Source organism: Henriciella sp. AS95 (assembly GCF_038900055.1).
Classification (GTDB): domain Bacteria; phylum Pseudomonadota; class Alphaproteobacteria; order Caulobacterales; family Hyphomonadaceae; genus Henriciella.
Genome location: NZ_JBBMQM010000001.1, coordinates 842,547 through 861,481 on the forward strand (window position 1 = coordinate 842,547; position 18,935 = coordinate 861,481).

General features: G+C 57.6%; 22 protein-coding genes. 9 read left to right on the forward strand and 13 right to left on the reverse strand.

Annotated features, from left to right (window positions below; genetic code table 11):
- Genes WNY37_RS04395 through WNY37_RS04420 form a run of 6 tightly spaced genes read right to left on the reverse strand, consistent with a single transcriptional unit; the run spans position 1 to position 4,899 of the window.
- On the reverse strand, positions 1-618 hold the full coding sequence (locus WNY37_RS04395; RefSeq protein ID WP_342972246.1) for a LysE family translocator: 618 nt from the start codon (positions 616-618) through the stop codon (positions 1-3).
- Entirely contained in the window at positions 615-1,679 is a 1,065-nt protein-coding gene (locus WNY37_RS04400; protein ID WP_342972247.1) for a homocysteine S-methyltransferase family protein, read from the reverse strand. The genes WNY37_RS04395 and WNY37_RS04400 overlap by 4 nt, the downstream gene beginning before the upstream one ends.
- On the reverse strand, positions 1,676-2,110 hold the full coding sequence (locus WNY37_RS04405; RefSeq protein ID WP_342972248.1) for a VOC family protein: 435 nt from the start codon (positions 2,108-2,110) through the stop codon (positions 1,676-1,678). Before WNY37_RS04405 ends, WNY37_RS04400 begins: the two co-directional genes overlap by 4 nt.
- A complete protein-coding gene (locus WNY37_RS04410; protein WP_342972249.1) occupies positions 2,107-3,006 on the reverse strand; it encodes a DUF5655 domain-containing protein in 900 nt (299 codons plus the stop codon). The genes WNY37_RS04405 and WNY37_RS04410 overlap by 4 nt, the downstream gene beginning before the upstream one ends.
- 4 nt (positions 3,007-3,010) lie before the next feature.
- Positions 3,011-3,925, reverse strand: coding sequence for a methylenetetrahydrofolate reductase [NAD(P)H] (gene metF, locus WNY37_RS04415; RefSeq protein ID WP_342972250.1), 915 nt, complete (start codon positions 3,923-3,925; stop codon positions 3,011-3,013).
- The gene (locus WNY37_RS04420; protein ID WP_342972251.1) at positions 3,922-4,899 is read right to left on the reverse strand and encodes a metalloregulator ArsR/SmtB family transcription factor; all 978 of its coding nucleotides are present in this window, start codon (positions 4,897-4,899) and stop codon (positions 3,922-3,924) included. The genes metF and WNY37_RS04420 overlap by 4 nt, the downstream gene beginning before the upstream one ends.
- 159 nt (positions 4,900-5,058) lie before the next feature.
- On the opposite strand from WNY37_RS04420, the gene WNY37_RS04425 reads away from it, so the two are divergent.
- Both WNY37_RS04425 and WNY37_RS04430 read left to right on the forward strand, forming a co-directional pair.
- Positions 5,059-5,865, forward strand: a complete 807-nt coding sequence (locus tag WNY37_RS04425; RefSeq protein WP_342972252.1) for a VacJ family lipoprotein — start codon at positions 5,059-5,061, stop codon at positions 5,863-5,865.
- Positions 5,862-6,485 (forward strand): ABC transporter substrate-binding protein, encoded by a 624-nt coding sequence (locus WNY37_RS04430; protein ID WP_342972253.1) that lies wholly within the window; start codon positions 5,862-5,864, stop codon positions 6,483-6,485. Before WNY37_RS04425 ends, WNY37_RS04430 begins: the two co-directional genes overlap by 4 nt.
- Positions 6,486-6,661: 176 nt before the next feature.
- On the opposite strand, the gene WNY37_RS04435 is transcribed toward WNY37_RS04430, so the two are convergent.
- Positions 6,662-7,519: a PRC-barrel domain-containing protein gene (locus tag WNY37_RS04435; protein WP_342972254.1), complete on the reverse strand. Its 858-nt coding sequence runs from the start codon at positions 7,517-7,519 to the stop codon at positions 6,662-6,664.
- A gap of 189 nt (positions 7,520-7,708) precedes the next feature.
- Here WNY37_RS04435 and WNY37_RS04440 point away from each other — a divergent pair, with 189 nt between their 5' ends.
- The 3 genes from WNY37_RS04440 (at position 7,709) to WNY37_RS04450 (ending at position 9,687) form a co-directional block, all read left to right on the forward strand.
- Positions 7,709-8,815: an S-(hydroxymethyl)glutathione dehydrogenase/class III alcohol dehydrogenase gene (locus WNY37_RS04440; RefSeq protein ID WP_342972255.1), complete on the forward strand. Its 1,107-nt coding sequence runs from the start codon at positions 7,709-7,711 to the stop codon at positions 8,813-8,815.
- A 105-nt stretch (positions 8,816-8,920) separates the two neighbouring features.
- Positions 8,921-9,298, forward strand: coding sequence for a VOC family protein (locus WNY37_RS04445; RefSeq protein ID WP_342972256.1), 378 nt, complete (start codon positions 8,921-8,923; stop codon positions 9,296-9,298).
- 8 nt (positions 9,299-9,306) lie between these two features.
- Positions 9,307-9,687, forward strand: a complete 381-nt coding sequence (locus WNY37_RS04450; RefSeq protein WP_342972257.1) for a VOC family protein — start codon at positions 9,307-9,309, stop codon at positions 9,685-9,687.
- On the opposite strand, the gene WNY37_RS04455 is transcribed toward WNY37_RS04450, so the two are convergent.
- Positions 9,684-10,772 (reverse strand): glutathione S-transferase, encoded by a 1,089-nt coding sequence (locus tag WNY37_RS04455; protein WP_342972258.1) that lies wholly within the window; start codon positions 10,770-10,772, stop codon positions 9,684-9,686. The two genes, WNY37_RS04450 and WNY37_RS04455, sit on opposite strands and share 4 nt — an antisense overlap.
- A 60-nt stretch (positions 10,773-10,832) precedes the next feature.
- Between WNY37_RS04455 and WNY37_RS04460 the strand changes: the two genes are divergently transcribed.
- Positions 10,833-11,153 carry a hypothetical protein gene (locus WNY37_RS04460; RefSeq protein WP_342972259.1) on the forward strand — a complete coding sequence of 107 codons (321 nt, stop codon included), beginning with the start codon at positions 10,833-10,835 and terminating at the stop codon, positions 11,151-11,153.
- Positions 11,154-11,282: 129 nt separating this feature from the next.
- Positions 11,283-12,116 carry an S-formylglutathione hydrolase gene (gene fghA, locus WNY37_RS04465; protein ID WP_342972260.1) on the forward strand — a complete coding sequence of 278 codons (834 nt, stop codon included), beginning with the start codon at positions 11,283-11,285 and terminating at the stop codon, positions 12,114-12,116.
- Between the two features lie 15 nt (positions 12,117-12,131).
- Here the strand turns inward: fghA and WNY37_RS04470 are convergent, their stop codons facing one another.
- The 5 genes from WNY37_RS04470 to ectA form a co-directional block, all read right to left on the reverse strand.
- Positions 12,132-13,577, reverse strand: a complete 1,446-nt coding sequence (locus tag WNY37_RS04470) for a sodium/proline symporter (RefSeq protein ID WP_342972261.1) — start codon at positions 13,575-13,577, stop codon at positions 12,132-12,134.
- A 12-nt stretch (positions 13,578-13,589) separates the two neighbouring features.
- Positions 13,590-15,038, reverse strand: coding sequence for an aspartate kinase (locus WNY37_RS04475; protein WP_342972262.1), 1,449 nt, complete (start codon positions 15,036-15,038; stop codon positions 13,590-13,592).
- 83 nt (positions 15,039-15,121) lie between these two features.
- A complete protein-coding gene (locus tag WNY37_RS04480) occupies positions 15,122-15,523 on the reverse strand; it encodes an ectoine synthase (protein WP_342972263.1) in 402 nt (133 codons plus the stop codon).
- Between the two features lie 6 nt (positions 15,524-15,529).
- The gene (ectB, locus tag WNY37_RS04485) at positions 15,530-16,822 is read right to left on the reverse strand and encodes a diaminobutyrate--2-oxoglutarate transaminase (protein WP_342972264.1); all 1,293 of its coding nucleotides are present in this window, start codon (positions 16,820-16,822) and stop codon (positions 15,530-15,532) included.
- Positions 16,823-16,889: 67 nt separating this feature from the next.
- Positions 16,890-17,438: a diaminobutyrate acetyltransferase gene (gene ectA, locus WNY37_RS04490; RefSeq protein WP_342972265.1), complete on the reverse strand. Its 549-nt coding sequence runs from the start codon at positions 17,436-17,438 to the stop codon at positions 16,890-16,892.
- Positions 17,439-17,636: 198 nt separating this feature from the next.
- Here ectA and WNY37_RS04495 point away from each other — a divergent pair, with 198 nt between their 5' ends.
- A complete protein-coding gene (locus tag WNY37_RS04495; protein ID WP_342972266.1) occupies positions 17,637-18,218 on the forward strand; it encodes a MarR family winged helix-turn-helix transcriptional regulator in 582 nt (193 codons plus the stop codon).
- A gap of 174 nt (positions 18,219-18,392) precedes the next feature.
- The gene (locus WNY37_RS04500; RefSeq protein WP_342972267.1) at positions 18,393-18,935 is read left to right on the forward strand and encodes a c-type cytochrome; all 543 of its coding nucleotides are present in this window, start codon (positions 18,393-18,395) and stop codon (positions 18,933-18,935) included.

Consider the following 18,935-nt stretch of genomic DNA (forward strand, 5'->3'; position numbering starts at 1 on the left):
TCAGACCGCAGTTTTGATGGCGACCCATACGGCGACGCCGACGAGCATGATAGCAAAGAGCTGGCCTGTGCGTCTGCGTCTCTCCGAATTGTCGAGATAACCCGTAACCGAGCTAGCGCCGCCCACAATTGCGAGATGAACAACAGTCGCAACAGCGACGTAGCTGAGCGTAAGGACGATTGCGTCAGCGGGGCCGCTATCCTTGTCCGGGATGAAGGAGGGGAGGACGGTGATGTAAAACAGGAAAGCCTTCGGATTGAGCAGGTTTGTGATGAGGCCGCGCGTAAAACTTTCGCTCATGATCGGGCCGCTGCGCGCGGGCGCAGCCTCAAGCGCAGTGTCGCGCCAGGTGTCCCAGGCCAGCCATAGGAGGTAGGCAACGCCAGCCCAGCGCAGCGTTTCGTAGGCCAGCCTGTGTTCCGCAATGATGGCGGAAAAGCCGAATGCAGCGAGCAGGCCGATGATCAACAGGCCGAGCGCAACTCCAGCACTGGCGGCCAGCCCGGCGAGACGTCCATTCTGTGCACTGAGGAGGGCGATGTAGAACATGTTGGGTCCAGGTGTGAGCTCGATTGCGATGCTCGCGATCAGAAATGGCGCGAGATCGGCGAAGGTCATGCCGCTTCGAAGGGTTCCAGACCCGAAAGCCGCATGGCGAGCCGGCGTGTGGCCGGTTGGCGTGGCTGCAGGCCTTCAACGGACTTTGCAATGGCTGCGATATGCTCCGGGCCGGTGCCGCAGCAGCCGCCAAGGATGTTGACGATACCGTCTCTGGCCCAGGCATTGACCGCGCCGGATGTTTCTTCGGCGGTCTCGTCATACTCGCCCATTTCATTGGGCAGGCCAGCATTGGGATAAGCGGCGACAAGCGTGTTGGCGATGCGAGAGAGCTCGGCGATGTGCGGACGCATCAGATCGGCCCCGAGCGCGCAGTTGAGGCCGATGGCAAATGGCTTGGCGTGGCGCACCGAGTTCCAGAACGCCTCGACCGTCTGGCCCGACAGCGTGCGGCCCGAGCGGTCCGTGATCGTGCCGGAAATCCAGATCGGCAGCTTTTCCATGCCCTCCGCTTCAAGATCCATGATTGCCTTGATACAGGCCTTGCAATTGAGCGTGTCGGTAATCGTCTCGATGAGATAGAGGTCCACGCCGCCTTCATTCAGGGCCTGAATCTGCTCGCGATAAGCCTGGTAGACCTGATCGAAGGTCACTTCGCGGGCGCCGGGGTCATTCACGTCCGAAGACATGGACAGCATCTTGTTGAGCGGGCCGATGGAGCCGGCGAGAAAGCGCGGCTTGTCTGGCGTCTTCGCTGTCCAGGCATCAGCAGCCTCGCGTCCGATGCGAGCGCCTTCCAGGTTGAGCTGGCGCACGGTTTCGGCGTCCAGATCATAGTCGGCCTGCGCGATGGTCGTGGCCGAGAAAGTGTTGGTTTCGGAAATGTCTGCGCCGGCCTCGTAATAGGCGTCATGAAGCTCGCGCACGATGTCGGGGCGCGTCAGGCAGAGAATGTCATTATTGCCCTTCTGCTCGCCGGGCAGGGTGTATTTGTCCGACTGAAAGTCCGTTTCGCTGAGACCTTTGCGCTGGAACATCACGCCCCAGGAGCCGTCGAAGACGAGGATGCGCTCTTTAGCAATGGACTTTAGGGTATCGATGCGTTTCTGGCGGTCGGTCATTCGGGAAGTTCCATGCTTCTGTTTTCGCGCAGCGGTGCGAATGGGTTGTGAGCGACTTCCCAGAGGTGGCCATCAAGGTCTGCAAAATAGCCGGAATAGCCGCCCCAAAAAACTTTTTCGGCGGCCTTCACCAGCTTTCCTCCGGCTTTGACCGCACGATCAAGCGACGCGTCGACCGACGCTTCATCGGGCTGGTTCCAGGCGAGCGAAAAGCTATTGAATCCAGTCCCGCCTGCAGGCACGCCTGCATCAAGGGCGAGGCTTTCGCGTCCGAACAGTCCCAAGGCGAGCCCGCCCATGTCGAAGAAGGCGACCTCCTCCTGAGACGCGGAGGATCGCTTCAGGCCGAGCTTTTCGTAGAAAGCGGCCGACGCCTGGACGTCGTCGACGCCAAGCGTAACAAGGGTGATGTGAATGGGCTGGTCGCTCATGAGGCTTCGTAGCTTTGCAAAATATACGGCTTGGCTCGTTCGAGATCCTCGTGACTTGAGATCGTAATTTCTAGATCTCCGGTCCCAAAATGCCCTACGTTTCGGACGTCTCGGACAAATCCGTCAGCCAGTTCTACCTCTCGTGGATCAACCTTCAGATAAGCGCGAACTACACCGAGCGAGGGCTTCACTTCAACGCAGGCAAAGTTCTTCAGTCTCCTAAAAGCAATGTAGAACTGAAGCGTTTTTTCTTGAACGTCGTCTCCGATGCTCAGCAAGAAGATGCGGAGATCGGCGTACAAATTTTGTAGGTCGTCGGGCGCGTCCGCGAGGTATTCAGTCGCAGTCTTGTATTTGATAGGGGTCGACGGTGTTGTGCCTGTGCCAATTGACGAACTTGAAACAGATGTGAGTTGATCCAAGAATAGCAGTTCTTCGCCAAATTTCCGGTAGCGAATAAGCTCGATATTGCGGCTCATCTGGTTGACGGCGTGGGCGTCGTACTTGGTGAAATCACCAGCAATGCATATCAGCCGAGGGGCCGACCATTCGATCTTCGCCGCCGCATCTGGACCTAGCGTCTTCAGAACCAACAACTCAAAGTCACCTCGATGGTCCATTAGCCAGTCTAAGTAGAAAAGCCCTTGGTTGATAACGTTCTCGTTGCGATCTCGCTTATATTCAATAATGACCGGACACCGATTTTCGTCGATGCCTAGAGTGTCCATCCGTCCACCATGGGAGGTCACATATTCCGAGGCGAGGAAAGTGACCCCGAGAAACTGATCCAGGTGTTTCTCCATAACCGTTTGGAGAGCCTTTTCTAACGTCGCTGCACTGCCCACAAGTTCGCTTACGGAGCCACTGGCCAGTCGAAAGAGTTTTTGATCGCCCATTCTTTTACGCCGCCTCTGCCTTTGCCGGCTTGAGGCCGAGCAGGTGGCATGTCGACAGTGCCAGGGTTGCCCGGTTCAGCGTATAGAAATGAAACTGCGTGACGCCGCCATCGGCGAGTTTGTGACACAGTTCGGCAGCGACATTGGCGGTGATGAGGTCTCGCGTTGTCGGGTCATCATCCAGCCCTTCGTAAAGCTGATGCAGCCAGTCGGGCAGCGTTGCCTGGCAAAGTCCTGCAATCTTCTTCAGGCCTTTGAAATTCGGCTGGAGCATAATGCCCGGCACGATCGGCATGGTGATGCCCGCTGATCGGGCGCGGTCCAGGAATTCGAAGTAAATCTGCGGCTCGAAGAAGAATTGCGTGATGGCCCGGTCAGCGCCAGCGTCCTGCTTGGCTTTCAAATGCGCGAGGTCAAAATCCCAACCCCGGCTGTCTGGATGAGGTTCCGGATAGCAGGCGACCGACACCTCAAACACCTTGCCGAGATCGGGCCGGTGGGCGCGCAGTTTCTCGACAAGTTCAATCACATTCTTGAACCCGCCCTCTGTCTGGCGCCAGGGCTGGCCCATCCCGTCGGGTGAATCGCCGCGCAGCGCCACGATATGCCGGACCCCCGCTTCCCAATAGTCCTCAGCGTTTTGCAGCACTTCCTCGCGCGTCGCGCTGACGCATGTCAGGTGGGCGGCCGGCGTGAGCGAGGTTTGCTGCGCGATCCGTGCGACCGTGTCCTGCGTCCGCTCACGGGTGGACCCGCCAGCGCCATAGGTCACCGAAACGAACTCTGGCTGCATCGGCTCAAGCCGGCGGACGCATTCCCACAAACGTTCATCCATCGACTCATTCTTTGGTGGGAAGAATTCGAACGAGACGTGCGGGCGTCTGCTCGCCTGACGGGTTGCAATGGATAGATCGCTCATGCGGCGACCTCCTTATGGTCTGATGGCTTGGTGGCGGGCCATATCTGGACCGCGATGCCTTTTTCAAGTTGCTTTGGTGGCTCAAATCGAACCGGGCTGTCCAAAATAAGTCCGGCGCGGTCGGCCCAGCTTTTCATGTTGTCATCGCGAATGCCGAGGCGGCGATGGCCGAAATCCTCGCGCATAAATTCGTGGTCGTGCTGGGCGAAATCGACGATGATGAGCTGTCCGCCGGGCACGAGAATGCGGCTGGCTTCAGCCAGGACGCGGTCGGCATCTTCAAGATAGTGAAGGACCTGGTGCACGATCACCACATCGGCACTGGACGATTCAAATGGGGTTGCGGTGGCATCGCCTTGACGCAGGCGGGCGTGGCCAATGCCGGATTCGGCAAGCTTGGCTCGGGCCAGTTGCAACATCTGATGAGACAGATCCAGCCCTTCAACGTCTTTCGCGCGGTCGCCGAACAGCGCAAGCATCCGGCCCGTTCCGGTGCCTAGATCGACGACCCGCTGGAAAGGTCCCGGTCCGGCGATTTTGAGGATTGCGGCTTCGATCAGGTCTTCCGGATAGTGCATCGATCTCAGCCTGTCCCAGTCCTGAGCAATAGAGCTGAAGAAATCATCTGCTGCTGAACGACGCGCCTCGCGAACAGAGTCCAGCCGAGCGCTATCTGCCGGAAAGTCACATTGGGAGAGGTCAATCTGGTCAAACAGGCCTTCTAGCAACGTGTTCGGCCAGCCTTTGGCAGGAAGGCGATAGAAGACCCAGGCGCCTTCCGGCAAGCGTTCCGTAAGGCCGGCTGCCGTCAAAGTCTTCAGGTGATGTGAAAGCCTAGGCTGGCTCTGCCCGAGAACGGCGACAAGTTCTCCCACGGCGAGTTCACCATGTCGCAACAGCGCAAGAATGCGCAACCGGGTCGGTTCGCCAGCAGCTCTCAGCGCGTCTACAATTATGCCAGGATTGGTCTTCATATAATCATATAAACATTTATTTATATGGCGTGCAAGACGTCCGAGTCGCAGGTGTTGCTTTGAATCCACTCATATTTGGAATGAGTTCTATTCACGCGAAAGTAAGTTGAAAGCGTTCTTTGGCTTACACATATCGGGCATCTAGAAACGGAACAAAAAATGAAGTTTGCAGCAACCGCCGCGCTTGCGGCGCTATCATTGACGGCATGCGCCACATCTGGAGAGCGCACGGAATCCACTTCAGGCGTTTACGATCCGCTGGAAGGCTGGAACCGCAATGTCTATTCATTCAACGAAGCTGTGGACAAGGCGGCTATCGAGCCCGTGGCGCGCGCCTATCGGTACGTCACGCCCGGCATTTTCCGCGACGGCGTCCATAATTTTCTGACCAATCTCCGCCAACCGGTCGTGTTCACGAATACCGCGCTGCAAGGCAATATCGACGCTTCGGGCGAAACATTTGGCCGGTTTCTGATCAACTCGACGATTGGTATCGCAGGCATCTTCGACGTGGCCAGCAGCCTGGGCGTGCCGCGCCACGAGGAAGATTTTGGGCAGACGCTGGGCGTCTGGGGTGTTGATGAGGGGCCATATCTGATGCTGCCCTTCCTCGGGCCGAGCAATTTGCGTGACACGGTTGGTATGGGCGCGGACAGGGCTTTTGATCCATTGACCTGGACAGAGTTTGAAGGTGACCCCGATCTTGACGATGATATTGCGATCGGCCGCACGGTACTTGGCGCAATCTCCGCACGCGAACGTCTGATCGAAACGATCGAGACCCTGCGCGAGCAACCAGAACCGTATATCGCGCTGCGCCGTAACTATACGCAGCAGCGCCGCGCCGCGATCCGAAATGGCGAAATTGAGGAGGATCCCTACAAAGATTTGCCTGATTTTGATGCTTTTGGTTCGTTTGATGAAGAGGATTCAGGGCAGAATACCGAGCAGGAACAGGATCAATGAAACTCCGTAAAATACTGATTTCCACAGCCGCCCTTCTGGCGGTTGCCGCACCCGCCCTCGCTGACGCGAAGACCGAGAGCTTCGTGAAGCAGAACGCGAATGAAGTGCTGAACTCGCTGAACAATCCGGACTTGAGCCAGGTTGAGCGTACCGAACTTTTCAGCGGTTACATGGAGCAGTTTGCAGATTTTGACGCCGTGTCGAAATTTGTGATTGGCAAATATGCTCGCCGGTTCACGCCGGAGGAGTTGAAGAGTTATCAGGACGCATTCCGCACATACGCGCTGGCCGTGTACGAGAACGAGCTGGATGCCTATCGCGGCAACAAGGTCGTGATCGAAGGATCTACGGACCGCACCGCGAATGATTCGATCGTTGATACCAGCATCGCGCGCGCAGACGGCAAGACCATGGATGTGCGCTGGCGTGTCCTGAACCGCGGCGGAAAATACCAGGTGGTGGACGTTGCTCTTGATATTGACGGCAACCTGATCTGGCTTGCGATCGAACAACAGGCGCAATTCCTGGCGCTTCTGGATCGTACAAATGGTTCGGCCGATGCTCTGATCAACAAGATCTCGAGTATGACGGACAAGCTGGAGTCGAGCAGACGCAGCTAGTTCTCGTCAGCCATCGGCAACAAAGAATTTAGCCCCGGCGAGCTGCTTCGCCGGGGCTTATTTTTTATGGGTGAATGTTTCTGGGCTCAGCCGTACAAAAAAGACCGGCCCCACCCTGATGGGCGAGGCCGGCGAGACGCCAAGGCGTCATTTCTACAAAATGGTCTCAGGCCGAATTATTGTTCGGTGTCCATTTCTTCGTCTTCTGAGTCGACGCCAAGGTCAGCATTAAGCTCATTATCGTTATCGTAGAGGTCGTTGCTGGTATCAGCTTCGACGTCGTGCTCGTATTTGAAGATCGGCATCGTTTCGAGGTCATCATATGATGCGTCGATGATGATAGAGCCACCATCGCCCTGCTCGATATTGATCTTGTTATATGCGATCTGACGTTCGTCGCCCATCAGGTCACCAACAATGGCATAGCTCGCCTTGCCGGCATCTGTGAGGATGATGTCGTTAATACGGATCGACTCGTCTGAATTGATGAAGTCAGCGCTCGTGCCGATGATTTCAGAAGCCAGACGGTAGTCGTTCAGGCCGTTCTGTTCGAATTCCGTGATTTCTTCCATCGCTTCATCCGTCATTGCGACTGTAAAGCGTGGCTCGTTGTCGGCGTCCATCGTCAGGTCAAGCCTGTCATAAGAGATTGCGCCCTTATCACCGATGAAGTCGTTAAGTTCACCTGCTTTGAAGATGACCGACTTTACGTTGCCATCAGCGGCCAGGAGAAAGTCATCAACAACAGCGACTTTTTCGCCATCTGATCCGATGACTTCAGCGCCGATCAGCTCTCCGGCGCTCAGTTCGGCCGAAGTAAGATAGACCATGTCTGCGTCCATGGTGTCGGCATTCATGTCTGTATCGGTTTCCGCCATCAGGACTTCGTCGTCCATGGTGGTTTCATCCGTCATTTCTGCAGTCTGTGTTTCGTCATATGACGTTTCGCCATATTCCGTGCTTTCGCTTTGCGAACACGCGGCTGCACCGAAGATAAGGGCAGACGCGGCGGCAGTAATCATGAGATTCTTCATGTCAGTGTCTCCTTCTGGATTGGTGTCATAGAAACGGCCAAGCCGCGCACCTGTTCCGTTTCGAGACGATGAAGCGCCTTACAAAAGAGTCATGCAGCTCCGGAATCAGGCGTAGGCGTTGCGCCTCTTGCCCATAAAGGACGAACGCAGCATGGTGCGCGAAATTGCAGTCAACTACAGGACAAACCCATGAAAACCCGAGCTGCCGTCGCCTTTGAAGCCAAGAAACCGCTTGAGATTGTGGAGGTAGACCTGGAAGGGCCGAAAGAGGGCGAGGTGCTGGTCGAGATCATGGCGACGGGCATTTGCCATACCGACGCCTACACGCTGGACGGGCTGGACTCAGAAGGCATCTTTCCGAGCATTCTCGGCCATGAGGGCGCCGGCATTGTGCGCGAGGTCGGCAAGGGCGTGACAAGCGTGAAGCCGGGCGACCATGTCATCCCGCTCTACACGCCCGAATGCCGCCAGTGCAAAAGCTGTCTCTCCGGCAAGACCAATCTCTGCACCGCGATCCGTGCGACGCAGGGCAAGGGTGTGATGCCGGACGGGACGAGCCGCTTCTCCTATAAGGGCAAGCCGATCTATCACTACATGGGCTGCTCGACCTTCTCGAACTTCACCGTCCTGCCCGAGATTGCGGTCGCGAAGATCCGCGACGACGCGCCGTTCGATAAGGCCTGCTATGTCGGCTGCGGCGTGACGACCGGTGTTGGCGCTGTGGTGAACACGGCGAAGGTTCAGGTGGGCGACAATGTCGTCGTGTTCGGCCTTGGCGGCATCGGCCTCAACGTGCTGCAAGGCGCGAAGATGGCAGGCGCCGACAAGATCATTGGCGTCGACATCAACGACTCCAAGAAGGAATGGGGCGAGAAATTCGGCATGACGCATTTCGTCAATCCGAAGAACACCGAGGAAGTGGTGGCCCACCTGGTGGAGCTGACCGACGGCGGCGCGGACTATTCCTTCGACTGTACGGGCAATACCGATGTGATGCGTCAGGCGCTGGAGTGCTGCCATCGCGGCTGGGGCACGTCGGTGATTATCGGCGTGGCGGAGGCCGGCAAGGAAATCTCGACCCGGCCATTCCAGCTGGTGACGGGCCGCAACTGGCGCGGCACGGCTTTTGGCGGCGCCAAGGGGCGCACCGATGTGCCGAAGATCGTTGAGTGGTACATGAACGGCAAGATCCAGATCGACCCGATGATCACCCACGTCATGAAACTCGACCAGATCAATGATGCTTTCGACCTGATGCATGCTGGCGAGAGCATTCGCAGCGTGGTGGTTTATTAGTCGCGTGCGCTTCTCGTTCAAAAATCCGCAACGAAATCAATTTTCTACTGGTCGGTAGATCATGCTGAGTGCAGTTTGCCGACAATCATAATCGGAGGATAGGATATGTTCAGTCACGTAATGGTCGGGTCGGATGACATTGACCGCTCGAAGACATTCTATGATGCGCTGTTCAAGGCGCTGGGTGGCCGCGAGGCGATCACCGACCCCAAGGGGCGGCTGATCTATTTGCACAATGGCGGCACGTTTCTGGTCACCAAGCCAATCGACGGCAAGGCGGCGACGTTTGCCAATGGCGGTACGATCGGCTTTGCGGCTGAGAACCCGGAACAGGCCGACGCCTGGCATAAGGCTGGTCTCGAAGCCGGCGGCAAGGCGATTGAAGACCCGCCGGGCTGGCGCGAGGGCGGCGGCATGAAACTGTATCTGGCCTATCTGCGCGACCCGGATGGCAACAAGATCTGCGCCATGTGCCGGGGCTAAGCGAATAGATGCCACTGTTCACGCATATCGTGGTCGGTACGAATAATACCGCGGGAGCTGCCTCATTCTATGACGCAGCTCTCGGCGGTCTCGGAATCGAGCCAGAGCAACGCGGCCCGCGAAGGTTTTATCGCCGCGATGGCAATGCCTTTGTCGTTGGACCGCCCCTCAATGGTCATCCGGCAACGTCGGCCAATGGCGGTACGATCAGCTTTTTTGCTGAGACCAAGGCGCAGGTTGATGCCTTTCACGCCGGCGGACTTGCGAGTGGAGGCCGCTGCGATGGGCCGCCCGGACGCCGGGAGAATGCGCCCAACAATGCGTATGGCGCTTACCTTCTGGACCCGGACGGCAACAAGGTTGCTGCTTTCTCGTTTGAGCCTGACTAGGCCAGAACGAGCTGACAATTCTCCCGTTTGAGGCGGGGATAGTCCATGCCGATAAGGTCGAGACCGCCGATGGTTTGCAGGAGGGCGTCGGCGCGAGTGCGGGTCTCCTCATCCATGGCGTGGTAGACATCGAGCGCACCCTGAAGGCGCCAGAGCGGGAAGCTGCGGGCTTTCGCCGGCCCGCGGCATCCTTCAATCTCGATCATCATGTCACCGAGCACCCTTGGAACGCGCTGGCCAGCCTCGGCGTTTGCGGCCCACTCCTTGTAGAACTCCGCCGTCGCCAGCAGCGCTGGCAATTGCTCCTGCATCTGGCGGGTGAGGATCGGCAAGAGCGTCGCGTGCGCGGTATCAGCATGCGGCTCTGTTTCGTCGCCGCGTTCGCCATTTTCCACACGCTCGACCCAGTCTGCGACGCGCGGCGCGATCCGCTTCATCAGCTCACCTGATGTCGGGTCCCGGTAGAGATGAGCATAGAGCGGACCGAAGAAGGCAAAATCTGCGAGTGTTGTGCGGTGTCCAAGGATGAAAGGATGCGTGCCGAGATGATCTGAAAAGTCATTGAGGAAGGCTTCGTAGCTTTTTTCGATGCCCGGGATCGTCGCATCGTTGACACCAAGCACCGGCAGCGCCCCCTTGAAACGCGCGCCATTCTTCTTGCCGAGCTCGTATTGCTCTTCAGGGCTCAGATGCGGCGCGGACAGGGCACCGAATTCGCCATAGGCCCAATCTTCATTGTACGACCAGCGGTAATGCATTGCGGGGATGACGAGCCACTCATCGCCATAGAGGTGCAGCAACTCGCTGACGAAGCGCAGCAAAGGCGTTTGTGGCCAGACAGAAGGCTCACGGCTTTCCTTTGCTTCAACATATCCAATGATGTCGCCCGTATCCTGAATGATCTCGCCGTCTGGTGTCGCCAGGACAGGGATTACCGGCCAGCCAACATTCGGCAGGATGATGTCGCGATAAACCTCCTGCGTCGCAACCTGTTCGGTAAACGGAACGCCGCGCCATCTGAGATAGGCGCGGGCCTTGCCCGTGTAGTAGCTGACCTCGGCGCCAAAGAGAGTGTAAGCAGTCATCGACTTTAATCCTTTGCGTCCACCCTTATGTTTTCCTGAACCAACCCGAAAGGTCCCAGCATGTCCGACTTCAAACATTTTTCCATCGTCGCCGGCGGGGAGCTTGTCGAAGGACACGAAGTGCCAGACGGCGCGGTTGGTCCCAACGTGGTTTCAATGAAAGTCTGGGCTGCTGATGTCGAGCAGGCCGTGGATGTCTACTGCGAAGTGGGCAATCGAATTGGGTTCAAGATCGACCAGAATGTCGAGGTTCATCGCACGCCTGCCCAGCAGGCTCAGGGCGATAACCCCACAGCCTATGACGTCCGTATTCGCCGCTGCACAACGGAAAACCAGGCCGAGACCGTGCAGCAGGAATGCGAAATTCTTCGCAATGAGTGATCGTCGTCTTCGCTGCGATGACGTCTAACGCGTAGAGATAAGAGAGATCGGCCCGGTCTGTTCTGGAAAAGGCCTCGCTCTGTGTTAGGTTCGACCTATTCACATTAACGCAGAAGCGAGGTTTTTATCTTGGAGACGGTATCGGAATGGACGAGCTTTGGCGGGGACCTGAGCGTTCACGACCATGAAAGCGAAACGCTGGGCTGCACGATGCGGTTCGCTGTCTTCGATCCTCCGCAGACATCTGACGACCCTGTCCCGGTCCTCTGGTACCTCTCGGGTCTCACCTGCAACTGGTCCAATGTGATGGAGAAGGGCGGTCTTCAAAGGAAGGCGGCCGAGCTTGGCGTGATGATTGTTGCCCCGGACACAAGCCCAAGAGGCAAGGATGTCGCTGATGATGACGCCTACGATCTGGGACAAGGGGCCGGGTTCTACCTGACGGCCACTGAAGACCCGTGGGCCAAGCACTACAAGATGGACCAGTATGTGATGGAGGAACTGCCGTCGGTGATCCGGTCGAATTTTGCGGCTGACATGCGCCGGCAATCGATCTTCGGACATTCGATGGGCGGCCACGGCGCGCTGACACTAGCGTTGCGCAATCCCGGCCATTTCCGAAGTGTCTCAGCTTTCTCGCCGATCGTCGCACCAAGCCAGGTGCCATGGGGCGAAAAGGCATTCACGACGTATCTTGGAAAAGACAAGGCGGCGTGGGCCGATTACGACGCCTGCGAGCTGGTTAAAAAGACCCAGCTAGAAACGACCATCCTGATCGATCAGGGCGAAGACGACCAGTTTCTTGACGAGCAGCTCAAGCCGCGCCTGTTCGAGGAAGCCTGCCGGGAAGCGGGGCAAAGTCTCGCGATCCGCATGAGGCCGGGGTACGACCACTCCTACTACTTCATTTCCACGTTCATGGATGATCACATCATGCATCACGCCAAGGCGTTGTATCGATGATGTGAGGTCGCCGGTCTATTCGGCCGGCGACTCCAGTGGGCTGTCGCTTAACTCCGCCTTGGTCGCGGGACGCGAGAGGAACCAGCCGACGATCAGCGGGATGGCGATGCCTGGAAGGCCTTCATAGATGCCGCCATGCCATTCGAAGACGTAGCGCCAGATCAGCGCGATCGCGATGCCGCCCACCATCAGGCCAATGGCCACAAATTCGCTGACCTTGCGACCAAGCGCGTAGAGCGTCAGAAGCGGCGCAAAGGCGACAGCGAGTGTTGACCAGGCGAGAATAACCAGCGTGAAGACGCTCTGTGTGCCTGTCAGCGCGATCACCAGTGCGCCGAGGGTGACGGCGGCGGTTGCGCCTTTCAGCAAGTAGGGATGCTCCATACGCGCAGGTGTCAGGTCATGCGTGATCGCGGCAGAGCATGAGAGCACGACCGAGTCAGCCGTGGACATCGTTGCGGCAAAAATACCGGCAAGGATCAGGCCGACAAAGACGTCAGGCAGGAGTTCGAGTGCCATGCGCGGCAGGGCAAGTTCAGTGTCGCCGAGTTCCGGAAGGAACAGGCGCGACAGCAGGCCGAGCCCGGCGGCGAGGATGTAGAAAAGAATAAAGAAGCTGTAATACCAGACGCGGGTGCGCTGCATGTTCTTCTCATCATCGAGCGCCATGAAACGCACCATGATGTGCGGCTGGCCGACGACCGAAAACCCTGCAAACAGCCAACCCAGGACGAAGAACACGATGGCGAGTCCGCCCGTGCCAACCAGTTCGCTCTGTTCCGGCCAGAGGTTCATATAGCGGCCATCGTCGAGTGGCATCATCGAGGCAAACGCGCCGCCTATACCGCCCTTGTCTGCGAATGCGACGACACACAGGATGATGAGGGCGACGAGCATGGAGATTGACTGAACCGCGTCGGTCCAGATGGATGCGCGAATTCCGCCAGCGATCGAGTAGGCGATGATCATCGCCGCCACAGTGGCGGCACCGATACGCGGGTCGATGTCGAGCACGCCTTCCAGGGCTTTGCCGCCAGCCGATATTTGTGCGGCGGCGTAGGCTCCGAGGAATAGCACCATGACGACGGCAGCAATCCGCCGCCACGTCGCAAAGTCTTCGCCGTGCCAGCGCGACAGAACGGAGGCGAATGAGGCCTCGTTCGTTACGCCTGTGGCGTTGCGCAGCTTCCTGTGAATGAATGTCGAACCGATATAGTCGCCAATGATCCAGCCGAACATCAGCCAGATCGCGGATAGACCGGTCGCGTAGGTGTAACCGATCACACCGATGAACAGGTAACCGGAATTGTTGGTCGCGACGGCCGAAAGCCCCGTCAGCCAGGGCGAGACAGTCTGACCGGCAAGGTAATAATCGGTTCTCTCGCCTGTTGCCTTACGCGCCGATGCGAGACCGACAATGAGGAAAGCGGCGAGAATTACGAGAAAGCTGGCAATGATCATGGATGTGAGCCCCTAAGCCGCTTCGCGTGGCTTGGGAGCTTCCAGTTCGCTGGAGACGTGGCCTTCCACGAGCGCTCTATGCAGCACCTTTACAGCCTCGTCATAGTCTTCCTCGGCAACGATGGCCTGAAGGTCGACATTGCGGGTGAGGTGATGAAGGCCAAGCAGTCGAATCTTCGCGTCAAACAGGGCTTTCGTTGCACGGGCGGTCAGTCCATCGAGTTCCAGGTTTGAACCGATGACGGACACCATGGCGACCTTGCGGATGGACACTTCCGCATTCGGGAAATGTGCCTCCAGATCTTCGCCGGCCTTCTTCAGGGCGTCCCGCGAACAGTTCACATAGTGCGTGATCGTGTTGGCGTTCGAGTTCTTGGTGACAATCCAGATATTGTGACGTGTGAGGACTTTCAGAGCTTCTGCATCATACCCCTTCACGCCAACCATGTCCTGCTCGAACAGTTCGAAGCAGTAGAGGCTCGGAATGCCCGTAACGATCTCGGCGCGTGGTTCAGCCGGGCGAAAGCCATCGGTGATGATCGTGCCGGCATCATTCGGGTCAAACGTGTTCTTCACACGAAGCGGAACGCCGGCCTGGCGAAGGCCCTTGGCGGCTTTCGGGTGAACGGCTTCCATGCCCATATTCGAGAGTTGGTCGGCGACGTCATAATTGGTCTCGCCGATCTTGCGCACCTTGTCATCGCCAACCAGTTTGGGGTCGGCAGACGAGAGGTGGAATTCCTTATGGATGATCGCTTCCTTCGCCCCGGTCAGAGCGCCAATGCGCGAGAAGGTCACTTCGGTGTAGCCGCGGTCATAAAGCTTCACCATGCCTTCGAGGCAGGACGCATAGCCCGTGACGATCGGCAGCTCTTTTGAAAAGTCGATGCCGTCGAGGGCGGTATTGATGCGCTCATCAAGGGAGCGCTTTTCGTCATCGCGCCAACCGGTCAGGTCAACGAAGACGGCGTTGATGTCGCGCTGGCGTAGCAGCAGCGTCGTGTTGTGCGCAGAATGCGCTTCACCGAGGGCTGCGAGCATTTCGCGAACCGTCAGCAGGTGTTCATCGAGACGGAACTGGCCGTATGAGCAGAGACGGTGAAGGTCGATCAGGCAGTTGCGGACGCCTTCGACACGCTCAAGCACGAAGTTGTCAGCCACTTTGCGGTCAGAATGATCTCCGAAGACTTCGGCATTCTTTTCACGCATGGCCTCTGACAATTCCGTCAGGGCTTCGCTCCACTGCCACTTGTTCTCAGCGCTGGCAAATAGCGCGTAAACGCCTGGCTTGCCGGACTTCTTGTGCTCCAGCAGCAGGTTCGTCATGCCAGCATAGGCGGAGACAACGAAGATGCGGTTGTAGAGCTCATCGCCCTCGCGCCCATTAATCAGGACGTTGTCGAGGATGACGGGCGTGTTCGCGATTGACGTGCCGCCAATCTTTTCAACGGTATGTGACATAAAATGTCTCTTCTTGTTGGTGAGTGTGTTGGCCAGCCCGCCGGTTCTGAAACGGGCCGGCCCACTCAGCGGCCAGGCATTGCCTAGCTTGCTGTCTCAAGATCTGCAGGGGCGGCATAGGAGCCATCGGCCTGGTGCACTTCATTGCCGGTGACCGGCGGATTGAAGCAGCAGGCCATGTGCAGCTCTTCTTCGGCACGCAGGACGTGTTTGTCGTGCAGATTCAGACCATACATGACGCCCGGCTTGATCTCATGCGTTTCGCCTGTGGCGAGGTCCGTGATCGAGCCTTTGCCTTTCATGCAGTACACACTTTCGAAGTGGTTCTTGTAATGAAAGGTGTGCTCTGAGCCAGCCTCGAGAACGGTGATGTGGAAGCTGAAGCCCATGCCATCATCGGCGAGCAGAAGACGATATGAGGTCCACTGCGCGTCGGAGACGGCGCGGTCTGTATCTTTGATTTCGTTCAGGTCGCGTACAATCATGGTGGGTTACTCCGCTGCGATCTTGGCACTGGATGTGGCTTCCGACGCGGCTTCAAGCAGGATGCTGAGGCCCTTGCGGAAGGTTTCGACGGGCGTGGTGAGAGGTGCGAGCACCTTGACCACTTCGTCATCGGCGCCAGAAGTTTCGATGATGAGGCCTTTTTCGAATGACCGGCTGCAGATGTCGGACGCAAGGTCTCCCGTGCCCACATCTACGCCCTGCATCATGCCGCGACCCTTCAGCTTGGCGCCGGGGATCAGGTCAGCAATCTTTTGCAGGCCTTCGGTCAGGATTTCTGATTTCTCGCGAACCTCTTTCTGGAAGCTGTCATCGCTCCAGAATTTCTCCAATGTGACGCGAGCCGTCACGAAGGCGTGGTTGTTACCGCGGAATGTGCCGTTGTGCTCGGCCGGCTTCCAGATGTCGTGCTCCTTCTTGAGGAGGACACAGGCAAAAGGAAGACCCATACCCGACAGCGATTTCGCCTGGGTGATGATGTCCGGTTTGATGCCGGCAATCTCGAAGCCGAAATAGTCGCCAGAGCGGCCACAGCCGGACTGGATATCGTCAACGATAAGCAGTGCGCCATGCTTCTTGGCGAGGCGGGCAATGCCCTGCATCCACTCTTTCGAAGCGGCGTTGAGGCCGCCTTCGCCCTGGATCGGTTCAAAAATGAACGCGGCAGGGGCATCGAGACCTGAAGACGAGTTTTCCAGCATCATCTCGATCTGGTCGAGCGTATCGACATCGTCGCCGAAAGCGCCTGCATATGGAAGGTGGGTCGTGCCATGCAGGCCGCTGCCACCAAGACCGGCACCGGCGCGCTTGCCGGCATTGCCGGTCAGCGCCAGAGCGCCCAGCGTCATGCCGTGAAAGCCGTTGGTGAAGGCGATCACATTGCTGCGGCCCGTCACTTTGCGGGCGAGCTTGACGGCGGCTTCGACGGCGTTCGTGCCGGTCGGGCCAGTCATCATGATCTTGTAGTCGGTCATGCCGCGAGGCTTGAGGATCTTGTCTTCCATCGCCTGCAGCCATTCGGCTTTCGCGTCCGTGTACATGTCGAGGCCATGGGCCACGCCATCGCGCGTGATGTGCTCAATAAGAGCCTGCTTCATGTCCGGGTCGTTGTGCCCGTAGTTCAGCGTCGAACAACCGGCGAGGAAGTCGATATAGGTTTTGCCTTCAGCATCGGTCATTTCCGAGCCTGAGGCTTTGACGAAAAGCGTATCAAAGTTGCGGCAATAGCTGCGGACTTTGGATTCCCGTCGTTCGAAAATGTTGTCTTGGATATCTGTCATGTCAGTGAACGCCATACGTTCGGCTCCTGTGAGGTCTGGTGTGAATTGAGCGGCGGCCGGAAAAGTGTCAGGTGTCGGCCGGCAGCTCGAATGGGCCGATGGTCACGAGAATTTCGCTGTCGTGACGGCCCTTGAAGTGACGGTCCTTATCAAAGAACTCGCTCTCTTGAAGAGGAGCATCAAGCCATCTGGCGATACTCCGGAACAGGCCCCAGGAGGCCTCATTGTCCGACGTGATCGTCGTCTTCAAATATCGGACGGACGAACAAGCCGGTCTTGAAAAAATGTCAGCGACGAGGCGCTTTGCGATGCGCTGGCCACGAGCCTTCTCACCGACAGCGACCTGCCAGAGAAAAAAGACGTCTGGTTCGGAAGGGGGGATGTGTCCCGACACCCAGGCGATCACATCTTCATCATCGCGCGCGAGCGCGCACGTATCGGAAAAGTGCGTCGTCTGGATGAGGTTCATGTATAGCGAGTTGGTATCGAGTGGCGGGCAGGCCGCGATAAGATCATGCACAGCTGCGCCATCTTCGCTTCGAGGAGCGGAAATTTCGATGTTGGCGGCGCTCGATTGATGTGCAGCGCCTGCTCTTTCAACTGTGTCGGTGCTCATAATATGCTCGTTTAGATGCCTTTTGCAGAGACCATTATTTGTTTGACAAACTATTTAATCGGTTCGCTTGGGGGTTCAACCCCTAGCGTCAGTACTGCAAAAGATCATTTGGTACACTTACGAAACCCACATAAACGCTTATATGTTCCATAGATAGTTAGATTGTAAAACATATTTGCGCTCAAAGGATTTCACTGTATGCCCCAATTATCCGAAGGTTTTGAAGCCGCTAGATTGTCTGCGGTGAATGCGGATACCTGGAGCGAGGGGATGACGGAGCAAAGTGAAGCGGCGCTGGTCGCGCTGCGCCGGATCATGAAGGCAACGGCTGTCAACGTACGATCGGTCGCACATCAGACCGGATTGACCGCGTCGCAGCTGCTCGTCCTGCAGGTTCTTCGAACGCGCGGAGAAATGCTCACGGGCGATCTGGCACGTGCCGTCGACCTGAAGCAGGCAACGATTTCTATCCTGCTCGACAAGCTACAGGAACGCGGGCTGATCGAACGGCGCCGCGGCGAAAGTGATCGTCGGCGCGTTTGGGTGCATATCACGGAGCAAGGCCACAATACGCTGCAAAGCGCCCCGGACCTGCTCCAATCATCTTTCCGGTCGCGATTCTCAAAACTCGCAGAGTGGGAGCAAGCGAGCCTCGTTGCTGCTCTGCTGCGTGTGGTCTCGCTACTTGGCGCAGAAACCATTGAAGCAAGCCCCCTCCTTGACGTTGGCGACGTCAACGATCTTCCGGCCAATGACACATCCCCTCCAAAAGGTGGGTAGGCCTGAACCGCGGCCGTATAGTCATTGACCGTCGTCCGCTCTGCGTCGCCCACAACCTGTCATAGCTTTGCGCAGTGACGAGAACTTTTGCGGGGGTCGCCCGTTTCCATTTGCTGATTGGCGATGGCGGAGTAAGTTCCCAGCCAAGCGAACATCGAATCGGGAGTAAGCAAAATGAGAACGAGCATTGCAGCGATAGCGCTGGCCATGGGGCTGAGTGTGGTTACCGCGTGTGGCGGGTCTGGCGAGGAGCCAGCAGAGGCCGCGCCGACGCCGCCAGCCGAAACGGACACGTCCGATGCTGATGCGTCCGCGCCCGCAGAAACCGAAACTGCCGAGCTGACAGAGGCATCCGGAAGTGCCGAGTTTGCCGGCTTGCCAGAGCCTTATGCATCAGCGGATTTCGACCGTGGCAAGCGTGTTTTCTTTCAATGTCAGTCCTGCCACACGCTCACCGAAGGCGGCGATGTTGTCCTGGGGCCGAACCTTTACGGTCTATTCGGCCGTGAAGTCGGCACATCTGGCGATTTCGAGTATTCGACGGCGCTTCAGGAAGCCGACTTTGAATGGACGCCCGAGAAGCTGGACCAGTGGCTCACGCGCCCACGCGACTTCCTTCCCGGCAACAATATGAGCTTTGCCGGCGTGCAGCGCCCTGACGATCGCACAGCTGTCATCGCCTATGTGATGACGCAGACGGGCTATGAGGCGCCTTAA